This window comes from Ectothiorhodospira shaposhnikovii, from assembly GCF_016584105.1.
GTDB lineage: Bacteria > Pseudomonadota > Gammaproteobacteria > Ectothiorhodospirales > Ectothiorhodospiraceae > Ectothiorhodospira > Ectothiorhodospira shaposhnikovii.
The window spans coordinates 1-16,279 of record NZ_NRSM01000022.1 but is presented as its reverse complement, the minus strand read 5'-3'; the positions used below and the strand labels follow the sequence as shown (position 1 = coordinate 16,279).

At 60.0% G+C, this 16,279-nt stretch carries 14 protein-coding genes and 2 pseudogenes; 10 read left to right on the top strand and 6 right to left on the bottom strand.

Features of this window, described 5'->3' with window-relative positions:
• The first annotated feature begins 78 nt into the window (after window positions 1-78).
• The 6 genes from CKO35_RS12435 to CKO35_RS12410 all read left to right on the top strand — a co-directional run bounded on the left by CKO35_RS12435 (window position 79) and on the right by CKO35_RS12410 (window position 6,267).
• Window positions 79-783, top strand: a complete 705-nt coding sequence (locus tag CKO35_RS12435; protein WP_200176469.1) for a metal-dependent hydrolase — start codon at window positions 79-81, stop codon at window positions 781-783.
• 117 nt (window positions 784-900) lie between these two features.
• Complete coding sequence (locus tag CKO35_RS12430) at window positions 901-3,660, top strand: putative bifunctional diguanylate cyclase/phosphodiesterase (protein WP_200176468.1); 2,760 nt, start codon at window positions 901-903, stop codon at window positions 3,658-3,660.
• 532 nt (window positions 3,661-4,192) lie between these two features.
• On the top strand, window positions 4,193-4,627 hold the full coding sequence (locus tag CKO35_RS12425) for a DUF3617 domain-containing protein (protein ID WP_200176467.1): 435 nt from the start codon (window positions 4,193-4,195) through the stop codon (window positions 4,625-4,627).
• A gap of 67 nt (window positions 4,628-4,694) precedes the next feature.
• Complete coding sequence (locus tag CKO35_RS12420; protein ID WP_200176466.1) at window positions 4,695-5,054, top strand: CidA/LrgA family protein; 360 nt, start codon at window positions 4,695-4,697, stop codon at window positions 5,052-5,054.
• A complete protein-coding gene (locus CKO35_RS12415) occupies window positions 5,047-5,778 on the top strand; it encodes an LrgB family protein (protein WP_200176465.1) in 732 nt (243 codons plus the stop codon). Before CKO35_RS12420 ends, CKO35_RS12415 begins: the two co-directional genes overlap by 8 nt.
• A 150-nt stretch (window positions 5,779-5,928) precedes the next feature.
• Window positions 5,929-6,267, top strand: a complete 339-nt coding sequence (locus CKO35_RS12410) for a hypothetical protein (protein WP_200176464.1) — start codon at window positions 5,929-5,931, stop codon at window positions 6,265-6,267.
• A 176-nt stretch (window positions 6,268-6,443) separates the two neighbouring features.
• Here CKO35_RS12410 and pufB read toward each other — a convergent pair whose 3' ends face one another.
• From pufB to CKO35_RS12385, 5 genes are all read right to left on the bottom strand, one after another.
• On the bottom strand, window positions 6,444-6,581 hold the full coding sequence (gene pufB, locus CKO35_RS12405; RefSeq protein ID WP_200176463.1) for a light-harvesting antenna LH1, beta subunit: 138 nt from the start codon (window positions 6,579-6,581) through the stop codon (window positions 6,444-6,446).
• A 16-nt stretch (window positions 6,582-6,597) separates the two neighbouring features.
• Window positions 6,598-6,783 carry a light-harvesting antenna LH1, alpha subunit gene (gene pufA, locus CKO35_RS12400; protein WP_200176462.1) on the bottom strand — a complete coding sequence of 62 codons (186 nt, stop codon included), beginning with the start codon at window positions 6,781-6,783 and terminating at the stop codon, window positions 6,598-6,600.
• A gap of 436 nt (window positions 6,784-7,219) precedes the next feature.
• Window positions 7,220-7,666 (bottom strand): low molecular weight protein-tyrosine-phosphatase, encoded by a 447-nt coding sequence (locus CKO35_RS12395; RefSeq protein WP_200176461.1) that lies wholly within the window; start codon window positions 7,664-7,666, stop codon window positions 7,220-7,222.
• A 100-nt stretch (window positions 7,667-7,766) separates the two neighbouring features.
• A complete protein-coding gene (locus CKO35_RS12390; RefSeq protein ID WP_200176460.1) occupies window positions 7,767-8,945 on the bottom strand; it encodes a lipocalin family protein in 1,179 nt (392 codons plus the stop codon).
• 141 nt (window positions 8,946-9,086) lie between these two features.
• Window positions 9,087-10,115, bottom strand: a complete 1,029-nt coding sequence (locus CKO35_RS12385) for a PEP-CTERM sorting domain-containing protein (RefSeq protein WP_200176459.1) — start codon at window positions 10,113-10,115, stop codon at window positions 9,087-9,089.
• Window positions 10,116-10,706: 591 nt separating this feature from the next.
• Here CKO35_RS12385 and CKO35_RS12380 point away from each other — a divergent pair.
• From CKO35_RS12380 to CKO35_RS18020, 4 genes and pseudogenes are all read left to right on the top strand, one after another.
• Window positions 10,707-11,963, top strand: a complete 1,257-nt coding sequence (locus CKO35_RS12380) for a polysaccharide biosynthesis/export family protein (RefSeq protein ID WP_200176458.1) — start codon at window positions 10,707-10,709, stop codon at window positions 11,961-11,963.
• Entirely contained in the window at window positions 11,963-14,206 is a 2,244-nt protein-coding gene (locus CKO35_RS12375) for a polysaccharide biosynthesis tyrosine autokinase (protein WP_200176457.1), read from the top strand. Before CKO35_RS12380 ends, CKO35_RS12375 begins: the two co-directional genes overlap by 1 nt.
• Before the next feature lie 92 nt (window positions 14,207-14,298).
• Window positions 14,299-15,906 (top strand): MraY family glycosyltransferase, encoded by a 1,608-nt coding sequence (locus tag CKO35_RS12370; protein WP_200176456.1) that lies wholly within the window; start codon window positions 14,299-14,301, stop codon window positions 15,904-15,906.
• Window positions 15,906-16,148, top strand: a pseudogene (locus CKO35_RS18020) (transcription termination/antitermination NusG family protein); the annotation flags it as partial. The gene CKO35_RS12370 and the pseudogene CKO35_RS18020, both read left to right, overlap by 1 nt.
• 20 nt (window positions 16,149-16,168) lie before the next feature.
• Here CKO35_RS18020 and CKO35_RS12365 read toward each other — a convergent pair.
• Window positions 16,169-16,279: pseudogene (locus tag CKO35_RS12365) on the bottom strand (adenylyltransferase/cytidyltransferase family protein); the annotation flags it as partial.

Here is a 16,279-nt window from a genome sequence, read left to right as displayed (position 1 = left end):
TCCAGGATACTGTCCATTCATTCAGCCATAATGTTACGATATCTTGATTGTTGATGATTTAGGTAATAACAATCAATTATGGCTAACTTCGCAACCCACGTGGCGGTGGCCGGCATGGCGGCCACGGGAATTGCTTCGGGGATTGCCGTCACCGGGATGCTGTCCTGGTCGGACAGCCTGATCCTTGGTGTTTTCCTGATTGCGGGAACCCTGCTTCCGGATATTGATGTGGATGGTGGCCGGCCTCAGCGCTGGCTTTTTTCCCTGCTGGCCCTGGGCGCTGCCGTTGTCGCCGCCAGTGTGGTACTCCAGCTGCAAACCGGACCGCGGATCTTCCTGCCTGGCCAGGCGCTGTCCTGCGAGGCCGTTGCCGCAGGTTTCCTCGCCTGGTTGCTGGTCCGCTATCCCTGCTCACTGCTGTTCCAGAAAATCAGTCGTCACCGCGGTTTATGTCACAGCCTGGTGGTGGGGGGGCTGTGGGCATTGGGCTGGGTCTATATGGGGTTACATTGCCTCGCCACGGAACCTCTGTTGGTCTGGCTACAGGGAACTGCATTGTTTCTGGGATTTTTGATTCATCTGGTGCTGGACGAGATTTACAGCGTGGATATCAATAATGCCCGCATCAAGCGTTCCTTTGGTTCCGCGCTCAAGATCTGGGAGCCGGACTTTCCCGCGGGATCACTGCTGGCTGTTGCCGTCCTGGGCGGGTTGATGTGGCTGCTGCCATTTCCCCATGAACTCTTCCAATGGCTGCGCAGCGGCATGGCGCTCCTGGGCTGAATCATATCGGTCATCCAAAAAAACGAGCCTTTCGGTACCCCGGCCAGCCCATGGGCCGTTGGCCGTGAGATCATGCGACCATCTGATGCATGATCCGCGGCAAGGCCAACTTATTCTATGGACAGACGTTCTCTGATCGGCACCATCGTCATGGCGATGGGTGGTGGCATGGTCGTGTTCGGTGTACTGATCATTGTTCTGACCATTCATGGAACCCGACAGGTCACCCTGTCCGATCTTGAAAAAGGCTTTGACCGCAGTGCGGCACTGGCAAAACTGATCCTGGATCAGGAGATCGAAATGATCCAGCACAAAGCCGATGAGATCATGCGGCTGAACCCATTGCGGCAAGCAGTGCTGGATGGGAATCTTGTGGTGGCTGAGGGCCTGCTTCTGCATCAGGCCCGATTTGATCTGATGGCCCTGTTCGATGGATTCGTGATCAGCCGTGAAACGGAGCCCACTTGGATTGCCGGTGGATTTTCCGCCCATCTTGATGCGGAACTGTTGTCATGGCTGGCAAGCCAGGAGATCGATAACGCCCCGGGGCTGGCCCGAACCCGCTTCCATGTGATGATCGATGCCCGGGATCAGCCTCGCCTGCTATTGGTGGTGACACGTCATTTTCGGGATTTTCAATCAGGTCGGCGTGTGGCCAGTCTGCATGGGGCTGTAATACTGTCTGACTGGTCGCCCTTGTTTTATCGTGTGCGAACCCTTGCGGGTCTGCAGGATGTCGGGCTGGTCATTGATGGACATTATTTTGCGGCCGCGCAGTCGGATGACGTAAAGGCTTCCACTCTCCGGAAACTGCTGTCCGGCAACATGGATAGGGATGAGTACATTCGCGATTCTTCCGGATACCATGCAGTGCGCCCCCTGACCCTCGCCACTCTGGACGACCCCATGGCCATCGTCATGAGCGTGGAGAACCCCCATGACGATGCCCGCATCCTGGTCAAGGCGATGGCCATGATGGGTACTCTCGTCATCCTGGTGATGGCGTCTCTGTTGCTCTTTCTTACCCATTATGTGGGTGTTCCCCTGCGCCGTCTTGCAGATCACGCGCGACAGTTGCCCGCGGGTCCCTTGCAGCGGTTTTCCTTGCCACGTTTCCACGCCCGTGACGAACTGGGGCAGCTCGTGGCGGCATTCAATGACCTCATAACCCGCGTCTCGGCTCACCAGCAGGAGCTGGATCGATTGGCCTACTACGATATTCTGACGGGCGTCCCGAACCGCCGACTGTTGGCGGAGCGGATAACCGAGGCTATCGACCGGGCACGCAGAACACGTTCATCGCTTGCAATCTGTTATCTGGACCTGGATGGTTTCAAGCCTGTCAACGATCGATTTGGCCATGCCATGGGTGATCGGCTGTTGCTGGTCATCGCCGAGCGCCTGCAAGGCATGCTCCGGATCGAAGACACACTCGCCAGACTGGGTGGAGACGAGTTCGTCATCCTGCTGAATGATCTTGAGGATTCAGATGAGGCGCGATCGCTGTTCAATCGTCTGTTGATGGCCCTGGCCGAACCGACCGAGCTGGGCGGATTGTCCTTGCGCCTGTCGGCGAGCATGGGCGTTACCTTCTTCCCAAGCGACGATCATGATGCCGATACCCTGATCCGGCATGCGGATCAGGCCATGTATCAGGCAAAACAGGCGGGCAAGAACCGTTACGCCGTATTTGACCTGGAGCGAAAACTTCGGCTTCAGAGTCTGGTTCAGTTCATCAAGTGCATGGAAGCCGGGTTGCGGGATGGGCAGTTTGTGCTGCATTACCAACCCAAGGTGGATCTTGTCAGCGGGCGGGTGCTGGGTGCCGAGGCCCTGTTGCGCTGGAGGCATCCCGAGCGGGGGCTTCTCATGCCTGCCAGTTTCATGACGGAACTCTCCGGCAGCGAACTGGATCCCCTTCTGGGCTACTGGGTCATTGAGCAGGTCCTGTGGCAGATGGCCCAATGGCATGGACAGGGATTAAACCTTGGCGTCAGTGTCAACGTCAGTGCGGATCACCTGCTGGACAAGGATTTTGTCCGGAAACTGGAATCCTTGTTGCTGAAGTATCCGCAACTGCCAAGGGATTCCCTGGAATGCGAAATCCTGGAGACGGCAACCTTTAACGACCTTTTTGCGGCCGGCGGCGTGATTGCCCAATGCAAGAAGCTGGGGGTTCGCTTTGCTCTGGATGACTTTGGCACGGGCTTCTCCTCCCTGGCCTATTTCCGCAGCCTGCCGGTGGATGTACTCAAGATTGACCATAGCTTCGTCAAGGACATGCTTGATGACCCCAATGATCTGGAAATCGTTGAAACCATGGTGGGCCTTGCACTGACCTTCAACAAGGAAATCATTGCCGAGGGCGTCGAGAACATGGCCCAGGCCGTCACTCTCGTCAGGCTGGGTTGCCGTCGTGTCCAGGGATTCGGCATTGCCAGGCCCATGCCCGCGGAGTACTTGCCCGCCTGGATCAGCCAATGGGCCCAGAAGCGATCCGTGCTTTCCATGCATATGGAAGAAAAATTGGATGGCGATCTGGTTATTGCGGTAGCGGTACGTGGGTACCAGCGCTGGCTGGAAGGCGTGGTGCTCAGCCTGGAGAAGGGCGTTCAAACGCCTGACGACCTTTCCAACACCCGCTTTGTGCGCTGGTACAACGGCAGCGGCACGGCCCGCTACGGCATGAATGGCGCCTTTTCCGAACTGTGGACCGCTCATGTTGAAGTGCATGCCATTTTGCGCGCCATCGTCGCTCTCAGGGCGCAGGGCGCCGGGCCCGAAGCGGTAGCCGTACGGCTGGAGGCGCTCTACCAGGCCCGTGACAAGGTGCTGGAGTGTCTGGCCCGGGTGGAGCGGTCAAGCCTGAAGGCCTAGATTCAAGGCTGTCAGGGGGGAACGAAGACGGCAGTTTCCTTGACCGGCCAGCAGATATCGTTCAAGTGGTTTGCCATCGGATGAACCTAAGTTCCCGTCGCGGTTTGGAGAAACCGCACTATCCACAGAAGCTGTGGATAAATATGTGGATAGCATGTAAGAAACTGCCTTTGGGCCCCGCCGTTACGCTGCCTGTATCAGAATGGTCATGAAATGATCATTGCTTATTTATCATTTAAAATCAAAGTGATGGCGATTTTTGGCCTGTATCTGGAAGGCATCGGTTGACAAGGTTGGGTGGATGGGTTATTGAGGCCGCGGTTGTGCATAATCTGTCTCGGGCCGGTATCAGCACGCGCTGTTGCCGTTTAAAAATTGAATCCATGATCCGCGAAACGGTTAAAACTTGCCTGCTTTCCCGGCTGGTGCCCGGTCCCGCGCTGACCGTGATGGCACGTGGGGGGGGGCGCGTGACAGGTTGTCGCTGCTCCAGTACCATTTCCGCACAATCCTGCCCCTTTGGAGCCTTTTCATGATGCCTTTCCGCCATGCGGTCCTCCCGTTCATTGCCCTCATGACCTTGTCCGGCGGGGCTGTCGCCGTGGATCTGGACATCCAGCCCGGAGACTGGGAGTTCACCAATGTTTCCCGTTTGCTGGGGGATTCCCCCTTCCCGGGCCAGACCACCACCAACCGCCAGTGCATCACTGCGGAGGACATTGCCAAGGGACCTCAGTTCATGGATCTGAGCGATGATTGCGAAATGTCCAATCTACAGGTGACATCCTCATCCATGAGTTACGATCTCGTGTGTCGTCAGCATGACATGGAAGTCCACATGAAGGCCGACATGTCGTTCCAGGGTGACCGCCTTAGCGGGCAGGTGAACGCGGAGCTGGAAACCCCCATGGGCATCATGCCTCTGCAGACGGATATCCAGGCCCGCCGCGTCGGAGACTGCCCCTGAGTCGGCCGCCACGGCCTGAGGCAAGCGGTGATTTTCTGGTGGGGCAGGGGCGTATGACAGGGAGGTCATGACCATGTTGCAGGCCATCACACTGATCCTGCTGTGCCAGCTTGCGGGTGAAATTACGGTACAGATGCTCGATTTGCCTTTCCCCGGTCCCGTGCTTGGCATGCTGTTGCTGTTTGTGGGGCTTATGGTTCGCGGCGAGATTCCCGACGGGCTGAAGCAGGTCAGTGATTTCCTGTTGCGCCACCTGGCCCTGCTCTTTGTGCCCGCCGGTGTGGGTCTGATGGCCCACTTCGGTCTGGTAGCCCGTGACTGGATGCCCATCCTGGCGGCACTGGTGGTCAGCACGGCCCTGGCGCTGGTGGTGACCATGGCGATTCTGTCTGCCCTGATCCGATTCCGGAGCAGATCGGATGAATGAGGAATTCATTGATATCTGGGCCTTCCTGGCTGCCAGCCCTCTGCTATGGCTCACCATGACCCTGGTGGTGTTTCTGGCATCCCTCTGGCTGAACCGGCGTCTGGGGGGCAGTATGGTGCTGCACCCCGTGCTGCTGTCGATGGCCCTGCTGATGGGCATCCTGCTCCTCACGGGTACCGATTACGATACCTATTTCGACGGCGCTCAGTTCATCCACTTCATGCTGGGGCCCGCCACCGTTGCCCTCGCCATTCCCCTGTTTGAATTCCGTCATGAGATACGGAAACTGCTGTTTCCCCTGCTCATCGCCGGGATGACGGGTGCATGTGTTGCCGCGGCAAGCGCGGTCATGATGGCAACCGTTCTTGGTGCCGACCGGGTAACCCTTTTGTCATTGGCGCCCAAGTCGGTGACTTCCCCCATCGCCATGGGGATTGCTGAAAAAATCGGGGGATTGCCGTCTCTTACGGCGGCATTGGTATTGTTGACCGGCGCCATTGGATGCATGCTCTCGCCCTTACTCATCCGTCTCATGGGGATTGAGGATGATCGGGTCAAGGGATTCGCAATGGGGCTCTCGGCCCATGGTTTCGGGACTGCCCAGGCCTTCGGCATCAGTGCTACTGCCGGTGCATTTGCCGGGCTTGGGCTCAGTCTGGCCGGCATCATGACCGCATTTCTATTGCCGGGGGTACTCCCCTGGCTACCGGGTCTGAGTTCATAGCCTTGGGCGGGATGCCTGCCGCTCATCGCCATTTCAGGCGGATGGAGCGGATTTATCGACGCTTGCGCCGTTTCGCCACTGATGAGCTCATATAATCAGTCTGGTACCAACCGGTACGCTGCCATTCACCGACTGCACTGGGGCATTGCGATGGAAGTCTATGTAACAAAATGGGCGCTTACCAAGGGCATTGTCAGAGTGGGTGCCGAGTACACTTCGGAAGATGAGAAGTCCATCTGCTTCCGCCTTTTCTTCGACGATGTTGGCAAGATATTCACCCTGCCGGAGTATGCCCATTCGGGCGAATGGTTCCATACCCTTGAAGAGGCGCTTGCCCAAGTGGAAGTCATGCGCGCCAAGGAGATCGCCTTTCACAGGGATACGATAGAACGCCTCAAGAACATGAGGGTGCCTGTGATCGCTGCCAACAAGGGTATCAAGGGGCGGGGGGGGATGGCCAAGGTCAGAGAGGAATTACTTAACGACTGACGCCAGAAATCGGCAGGTGCATCCTGATGCCTGCGGTCACTACCACTCAGGGTAACGGAATGGCAATACAAAGCGGGCAGGCAGAAGGCGGATTTACATGTCATATGCAAACATGTTGAACCGACCTCTGCCTGCCCAGGCTACTCTACTTCAGAGCGGCGAACCTGCGGACCTTCTTAGTAGAAGGGTCTCCACATGTACACCAGGAAGTGAGCAACGGCAGCCAGAACCATGAACACCGTGAAGGTGGTCTTGAACTGCTCGTGGAATTCTTTTGCCTGCTCTTCAGTCAGTCCGGAAATGCTGTTATCCATGATCAAAGTCCTCGGATTACTCGGAAACGGAATAGGTCAGCGGGTTGTAGTTGTCGTTGCTGTAAACGAAAGCGTGAACAGCCAGAGCAACCACCAGAACAGCCATCAGGATCGGCATCAGCCAGGTGCCAGGATTGACAACCAGCCACAGCTTCCAATCATCACGGGGGTTGCTGGGACTGCTGGGTCTGTACTCACTCATTGATAACGCCCTCTTGGGTTGGATTACCAAGTCTTACGGAAAGACCAGGCCGCTTGAAGCCGACATGACCACTGACGCGGAAACAGTCAGCCCAAATAAAAACTGTGCGTTTTCAGGTGCGGCACTCGTCGATCCACAGAGGGTGGGTCATGGGAGTCCGATCCTGAAAGTCTCCTCTGCCTTGCAACTTTCACGGGGTGATCCGGCGAAGGCCTCAACCCCGATCTGAGCATGGTTGTCAGTCTACGTTGACAGCGTGGGATGTCAAGTGGGCAGAATGGAGGCGACGTAAGGAAAGCTACGGATTTTCAAGAATTCTTGAGCAGGGTCAAACAGGCCCAGGGAAAAGGCCGGGGACGGAGTTGACCCAATCCCCGGCAAAAATGCCGCCCCTGAGTGAGAGAGAGCGGGGCGTGCATCATACGGAACGCGGGTCTCAACTTTTCATCATTTTATCGATCCAGGTTTTCGTGGCCTCGTGGATTTGCTGATGAATCCGCAAGTGGACGTGTTCTGCCTGCTGAAAAGGGTCATCAATGACTTGCTCAGTCCAGTGCCCCAGCAGAAAGATCTTGCCCCGGGCTGTCGGGTACAGGTCCAGCAAGTACTGCTGGTGATGTGGCTCCATGACAAGAACAAGGTCTGCCCAACGCAGGTGCTCGATGGAAACCTGTTGCCCCTTGTGGTCATCCAGGCTCAGGCCACGCAGAGCCGCAAGCCTGCGCGTGATTTCCTCGGCGGGGTGCCCCGCCAGGGCACTTGTCCCGGCAGATTGAACCACCAGTTCTCGCCCTGAATCCGATGCCATGGCCTCCAGGCAGGCTTGGGCCAGAGGGCTGCGGCAGATATTTCCTGTGCAGATGGTCAGCAAGTGTCGGAACATGCGATATGGATCCGGGAAAGATAAAGGCCTGAGCAGGTGAGCGTTGCGTCCAATCCGAAGTATGAGTGAACAACTTCATGGTTGGGATGAGTGGCCATGTTCACCGGGTTCCGGTCATGTCGGGTGCCGGGATGATGCCGTCGTAGCCGCTCATTTCCACAAAACCCACGCCCTCCAGGATACCGCTGACGCGCACACCGCCTTCCCAGTAGATCATGAATATACTTTCCCGGCCATCGAACTCGCTGTTCTGACGCAGGGGTTCGACCTGTAATCGACCTTCCGGTATCTCGATCTCCCAGGCTGCGGGATAACGCAGGCCTGACTGCGAACTGGTCCATTCCCCAAGGTTGCGGACCCGAATGTCCCCGGAAGAAATCGCTTCCGAATGCCCCCGGCGGGAACGGGTGCCCAGGGTCGTCAGCGGGCTGCCGTGCTGATCATAGAGCTCGTAAATCATCAGCTCCGTGCCGTCCTCCAGGTGCAGGGCAAACCAGTTCCAGCCCAGCCTGGTGGCTTCGAAATCCCCCCACTGGTGGTCGAACCAGACCTCCCCGGTCACCGGGGTGGGGGTCTCCTGACCCAGCCGGATCTGGCCCCGGGCCTGCATGCGTGGGCGGGAGTAGTAATAGCTGATGCCTGCGTCGCCGAAGTCCAGCAGACCCGGGGTGGCCGAGCCGTGGGCCTTGTGCAGGACTGGCGGCCAGGGGTCGGTCAGGCTCAGGGTCAGCTGGAACTCTTCTTCGTTCATGATGAGCAGATGTTCGTCACCAGACCCGGATACCCGCCAGTCCGCGTAACGGAAATCGAAACCCTCGGTGTTGACCGGGGATGGAATGCCGGCGGTGCGGTGCTGGGCGGTGTGGCGCTGATCATTGTCGTGATCGGTGAACGAGCCATGGAAGACGGTATGCCGCACGATGCCGTCGCGCAGGAAGACGGTGATATGGAAGCTGTAATGCTCGCCCTGTTCGCCAAACAGATGGCCGCTGTAATACCACCATTCGGTGGCGCTGACATGGGGGGCTTCATCTCGGGGGAGTACGAGGGGCGGCAGGGCCGAGGTGCGTTCCCGTGCCGACGGCATGGGGGCTTCGTGGTGATGCCGTGCCTGACTATCCGGGCCTGGAACCAGAAGTACCCAGTACAGCAGGATGACCGTGGCGATCAGGGTCAGGGCAATGAAGGGACCGAGGAACCGTCGCCAGAGGGGAGGGCGCTTTCTGGAATGTCTGGAACGCCCGCTGCGTCGGGGTGTGGTTTGACCTTCCTGAGTCATCCGCTTGATTTCCTCTCGGCCGTGGGAGCGGGCCTTCTCAGGTCCGCTCCCACAGGGGCAGGATTGCCCACAGAGTCAGAACTCCCGCACGGTCGGAACTGCCCTCGGAGTCAGGAACTGCTCACAAAGGCCGGGCCGCCCCTACATGCGCCGTCGCCGCATCCCCACAGCCGCCAGGCCGGCCATGCCCAGGCCAAACAGGGCCAGACTGCCGGGCTCGGGTACGAACTTGATGTCTGCATTGGTTAGTTCGAATCTGCCGGCGATGGTGCCGGTGTATGGGATTTGATTAAAAGGGAACGGGAGGGCTTCAACCAAATACTCGCCGGCCAGATTCAGCAGGCTCTCAAAACCCATCCAGCCGTCAAATGTCTCGGAAATATCCATGGACACAGAGTCGCCTTCGTAGGTGTAAGCAACCGTCAAGACCCCTGATCCCTGTGTATTGACCAGCGTGGTCCCGATGCTATTGTTGATCGCGGTAATGAAGGCATCGCTTGTGAAACCATCATAAACAATATCGAAAGAGCCGGATCCGGTTTGGGCTGACAGTGGACCAAATGACAGCGGAATAATCTCCATGCCATTCAATCCTGGATCCGGAATCCCGAGCAGCCCCTTAAAGATGTTCATGAAGCCGGCGGAGGTGACCGAAAAGATTGGATCCGTTGGGATCGGAATCGGAATCGGAAACGGAATCTGCGATAGATCCGGCGCATACAAATCCAGCTGTCCCCTGACATACACTCCCTTCAGCTGGGTCTCCGGCAGGGCGAAAAAATCGACATCCCCGACAAGATTTGATGCCGTGATAGTGAATGCTCTATCACCATCATTCAATCCTGAAATCGTCAAGTTCCCAGTCAGACTCTCCGTCACCGGTATCCAGCCCGCGGAAACCGGTGCCGCGACCGCCAGGGCGGTGGTCATGCATGCCGCAGTCAGTAGCTTTTTCATGTGTTCTTCCTTTCCTTGTCCTTGATTCGTGAGTGCAAAGCTCATGTACTGCCGTGCAGGTAGCAAAATTTGCACCACTCCATAATCCATTTTGAATATAAAGGAGTTTTCCCAGCCCGGGTCAGCAGGAAAAGAGTTTGGAAAAAAGCAGGTGTAAAAAGGATCGACATGGCTTGGGGCGAATCCAGGCCCAACAATGTTGGCCAGCCCCATTGCTGTCACTCCCGCGAAGTCGGGAGTCCAGGATTTCTATCCAGAGGCAGGGATCCCCGCTTGGCCAAGCAGGAATTTTCACTTGCGCGGGCATGATGGGCGCTTATCCGACCGTCACGTATCGTCGAAAATAATTACAAATTTCAGATTCAAACATGAACCTTGTTGCAATCCGCAGCAATCATCATCTCACACCCTTTTCTCCCGGTCATTGCCAGTAATACTCTACATGTGTGTTGTCGTTGCGCCCACGAGCCTCTAGCTGGGAGCGGAGTTCGTTGCGCCCGTCACTCATGGTGTCCTGTGTCGAATAAGCTTACAAATAATGTGTTTACTTTAAAATCTTCAGCAATGCCCATGAAATTTTATTTCGGTAACTGCACTGAACGGCAATCAGTTTATCCGTATTTTTTATTTTTGGCATGATGTTTGCTATTTCTGATCCCCGAATAATGCAACCCTCAGGACTGATTGGTCACCGAAGAGATCCGGTGATGTGAACGCCGCCCCGGGCCAATGACGGCACAATCGTTACCCCGGTTGAGTGATGGGCAGGGCGCAGTCCTGACACAGCCTGATGGAACCATCTCAATGCGTAGTGCTTGGATGTGGCTTGGATACTGCCCCGGGGGGGCAGGGACTTCACCGGTCAAGCCCGGGAATACCCATGGTCGGGGCTGGAAAGCCTGGCTTACCCTCGTCATCCCGATCGGGCTGATCCTCAGCCTGTCCGCCTGCGCCGTGGCGCCGGGCACCACCGCCAGCGGCATGCGGGATACCTCATCCATCCCCCTGCCGGTGATCCAGGACGACCAGCTCACCGCCGCCAACATCAGCGTACGGCCCATCACCGCCGAGCTGATCATCCAGCAGCTCAACAACGGTATCGGCGCCTTCCCCGGGCGCGCCGCCGCCGCCCAGACCCAGGTGATGGGGGCCGCCCTGCCGGATTTCGGCCTGCAACATCAGGACTATCGGCTCGGCCCCGGCGACATCATCAGCGTGATCGTGTGGGATCACCCGGAACTCACCATCCCCGCCGGCTCCTTCCGCTCCGCCGAACAGGCCGGCACCCTGGTGGCCGAGGACGGCACCATCTTCTATCCCTACGTGGGCGTCATCGAAGTGGCCGGCATGTCCGTGCGCGAACTGCGCCAGGTCCTCATCCGACACCTCTCCCGGGTGATCGAACGGGTCCAGCTGGACGTGCGCGTGGTCTCCTTTCGCAGCAAGCGCGTCTACGTGGTGGGGGAGGTGGCCTCACCCGGCATCCAGGCCATCGACGACATCCCCATGACCCTGCTGGAGGCCGTCAACCGTGCCGGCGGCTTCAGCGAACAGGCCGACCACGGCAACGTGCTACTCACCCGCGATGGCGCCACCTATCGGGTCAATGTCCAGGCCCTGTACGAGGACGGCGACATCACCCAGAACCCGCTGCTCCAGCACGGCGACATCGTCAACGTGCTCGACAGCCAGTTCAACAAGATCTTCGTGCTGGGCGAGGTCAGAAATCCCGGCTCTTACGTGATGAACCGTCGCCGCGCCACCTTGGCCGAAGTGCTCAGTGATGCCGGCTTCGTCGACCAGGACCGCTCCGACCCCGGCTGGATCTTCGTCATGCGTGACGAGGAGGGCGGGCAACCCCGGCTCTACCACCTCAACGCCAAATCCCCCGACGCCCTGCTGCTGGCGGAACGCTTCCACATGCAGCCCCGTGACATCGTCTATGTGGACGTGGCCGACATCGTTCGCTTCAACCGGGTGATCGCCAACATCCAGCCCACCTGGAGCCTGCTGAACACCGTCAGCGGCGTGCGTTATCCCCTGTTCGGGGGGCGTCAGTGATGAACCGTCCCCCGCCGCATACCCCCATCAACGAACCACCCCACGTGGGTCATCCGCCCGCCGCGCCGGTGGAAGACGACGGCGACACCATCCACATCGGCGAACTGATCGGCACGGTCCTGCAGTACAAGTGGCTCATCGCGGCCATCACCGCCCTGGCCCTGTGCGGCGGCATCTTCGCCGCCTTCACCGCCACCCCCATCTACCGGTCCGATGCCCTGCTGCAGGTGGAGGAAAAGGGTAAAAGTCTCTCCGCCCTGCAGGACGTGCAGGCCATCATGTCCGACAGCGTCACCGTCAGCGCCGAACTGGAAATCCTGCGCTCGCGCATGATCCTGGGCCGGGTGGTGGACCGTCTGGGACTGGAAATCTTCGCCCAGCCGGTTTATCCCCCCGTATTCGGCGATGCTTTTGCCCGACGCCACGGCGGCAGCGAGCTGGCCGCCCCCCGGTTCGGTCTGGAACGCTACGCCTGGGGTGGCGAGCGCATCCGCATCGAAAGCCTGGACGTGCCCTCCGGCCGCATCGGCCAGGGCATGGCCCTGCTCACTGGCCACAACGGCATGTACACCCTGCGGGACCGGGACGGCCACATCCTGGTCACCGGTCGGGTGGGTGAACCCGCCTCCGGCAGCGACATCCAGATCTTCATCTCCGAACTGCACGCACGCCCCGGCACGGAATTCACCGTCGGCCGTCGCAGCCGGGGCGCCGCCATCGATGCACTGCGCGGCCAGTTCGAGGTCCGGGAACGGGGCAGGGGGTCCGGCGTGCTGGAACTGGCCCTGCGTGGCCCCGATCGCGCCAGCCTGACCACGGTGCTGGATGAGATCATGAACGCCTACGTGCGCCAGAACGTGGAACACCGTTCCGCCGAGGCGGAAAGCACCCTGGTCTTCCTGGAATCCCAGCTACCCCTGCTCAAGAGCCAGCTCGATGCCGCCGAAGCCGCTTACAACAACTACCGACAGACCCGCGGCTCCGTGGACCTCACCATGGAAACCCGCAGTGTGCTGGGCTCCATCGTCGAGGTGGACAACGACATCATCCGTCTCCAGCAGCAGCGGGAGGAACTGCGCCAGCGCTATACCGCGGAACATCCCCGCATGGTGGCCCTGGATGCCCAGATCCTTCGCCTGAGCACCCGGCGTAACCAGCTCGAAGGGCAGGTCTCCGAACTGCCGGATACCCAGCAGACCGCCCTGCGCCTGCGCCGGGACGTGGAAGTCTCCACCGCCCTCTACACCAGCCTGCTCCACAGCGCCCAGCAACTGCGCGTGGCACGGGCCGGCACCGTGGGCGATTCCCGCATCATCGATTCCGCCGTGGTCTCCCGTGGCCCGGTGGCCCCCAGCCAGCAGCGGATCCTGCTCATCAGCGTGATCCTGGGCCTGATGGCCGCCCTGGGCCTGGTCTTTCTGATCCGCGCCCTGCGGGTGGTGGTGGAAGACCCGGAAACCATTGAGAAACACCTGGGCCTGCCCGTCTATGCCACGATTCCTCACAGCAAGGAGGAGGAGATCATCTCCCGGCAATCCCGTCGCGGCCGTATCTCCGGTCAGCTACTGGCCGTCACCCGTCCCACCGACGATGCCGTGGAAAGCCTGCGCAGCCTGCGCACCACCATCCATTTCGCCCTGCTGGACGCCTCCCGTGGCTCGCTGCTCATCACCGGGCCGTCCCAGGGGGTGGGCAAAAGCTTCATTTCCAAGAATCTGGGCGTGGTCCTGGCCCAGTCCGGCAAGACCGTGGTGCTGGTGGATGCGGACCTGCGCAAGGGCCACATGCATCGGGAGTTTTCCATCTCAAGGGAAGGGGGCGTCACCGAATACATCGCCGGCACCATCGAACTGCCGCGCATCATCCGCGCCACCCCTCAGGACGGACTCAAGGTGATCACCACCGGCCAGATCCCGCCCAACCCCTCGGAACTGCTCATGCACCAGCGGTTCACCGTCCTGCTGGACACCCTTTCTGACATGTTCGACATCGTCATTGTCGATGCTCCGCCCGTTCTGGCGGTTTCCGATGCGGCCATCATCGGTCGCAACCTGGGGGGTGCCACTCTGATGGTGGCCCGGGCAGGCCGGCACCCGATTCATGAACTGGAACAATCGGTCAAGCGCCTGTCCCAGGCGGGCGTCGCCGTCAAGGGGATTGTCTTCAACGACCTGGACGTCAATCGCCAGCGCTATCGCTATGGATATCGCGGCTACGTGTATCGCTACGGCTATCGGTCATGACCTGATCAAGCGCCCCTGTCAGGGATTTATGCAGTCACCTTCGACCCGCCGTCGGAGTGCCGGAGAACGGACGTGCTCCAAGGAGACAGAACGTGCTGGAACTACTGATCATCGGGGCCGCCGCGCTCTTTTCCGTGGCCGCCATCCGACTGGCCATGGCCTTTTCAGAGGCCTATGGTCTGGTGGATCATCCCGGGGACCACAAGGCCCATAAGCGCAGCACTCCCTTCGTTGGGGGCTTTGGCATCCTTATTGCCTTTGCCCTGGGGGTGGTCATCCTGGACCAGACCCACCCGGAACTGCGCTTCCAGTGGCTCCTCATGGCCACGGCGGCGCTCGCCATCTTCATCACCGGCCTCACCGACGACCTCATCCGGCTGGGGTTTCGCCTTCGCCTGCTGGTCCAGACCGGCGCCGCCCTGGTCATGACCCTGGGCGCCGGCGTGATCCTGGTCGACCTGGGGCCGCTCCTGCTCGGCCACCCCCTGCACCTGGCCATGCTGGCCATCCCGTTCACTCTCTTTGCCACCGTGGGCGGCATCAACGCCCTCAACATGATGGACGGCATCGACGGTCTGGCGGGCACCCTGTCCTTCGTCACCATGGCCCTGATCGCCGTGCTCATCGCCCTGGCCGGCGGCTCCCCTTACTACATGCTGGTGCTGTGCCTGCTGGGCGGACTGGCGGGATTTTTGTACTTCAACCTGCGGCATCACGGCCAGCCCTGCGCCCGGGTATTCATGGGCGACAACGGCAGCATGCTGCTGGGCCTGCTGTTTGCCTGGATCCTGGTGGATTTGTCCCAGGGGGAGGGGAGTGTAATCCAACCGGTGGCGGCCCTGGCCCTGTTCGTCATTCCCCTGCTGGATACCCTGAGCGTGATCCTGCGCCGCCTGTGGCTGGGGCGCTCTCCCTTCACCCCCGACCGCAGCCACCTGCACCATCTGCTGCAGCGGGCCGGATTCCGGGTGGACCACTCGGTGGCGTTCATCACCCTGCTGCATCTGGTGCTTGCCACCGCCGGCCTGGTGCTGCTCCATGCGGGTGTCCCGGAATGGCTCATGCTGGCAGGCTTCCTGGCCTTGTTCGGGGGGTATTTCTACCTCACCGTCCGCCCCTGGCGGGTCGTCCCCACGCTGCGCCGTCTGCATACCCGGATGACACTGGTGCCGGCGACCACCACCGGGATCTACATTGGCGACAAGGCCGCCCGCGACCCCAAGGCCCTCATGCGCGCCCTGGCCGAGGAACTGGACCCCAGCGAAACCTTCTGCCTGCGGATCTATGAACACAATCCCTGCACCCCCCAGTCGGGCATCCGCTATGCCCTGGTGGAGATCCCCCTGGAGGACGAAGAAGCCAACTCCGACGCCGTCACCCGCTACACCCGGCGCCTGAAAAACAACCTGAGCACCCACCAGGACCTGACCGTCCGCGCCCTGGTGGCCCGCAAGCGCGACAACGACCCGCGCCAGGAAAACCTGGCCCACAACGCCAACCAGCGCTGCCGCGACCGGCGGATCCACCATGCCTGTACCCTGATTTTCGAAGCCCACGCCTTCGTCCAGCGCGGCCTGATCGTGGACGGCCAGGTACGGGACATGGACTGGCTCTCCCACCCTGATCCCCAGGCACTTCCCAAAACCCGCCCCCAAGGGCTGGCCGCACAGGAACGCATCAAGACGGAGGGAGACACCTGATGCCGACCGCCACGCAAACCTGCCCGACCCAACGAAGTTTCGACACCCGCGCCTCCGTGCGTGATCCCGGCATCGGCACCTTCGTTCGGGACTTCAACACCGGCACCCCCTGGTATGTGGTCCAGACCAAGCCGCGCCAGGAACACATCGCCGTCAGCCACCTGGCGGAGCAGGGCTACCATACCTACCTGCCATTGCACGCCTGCTGGAAACGTCGTCAACGCCGCTGGACCCGCATCCGCGAGGTCTACTTCCCACGCTACGCCTTCTTCTCGGCCAGTTGCCCGAGCACGGCCTGGTGCCCCAGGTGGACGCCGTCGAAATTGCCGATGGTGACTACCGAGCCCCGGTGGCGGGGCCTCAGGTTGTGGGC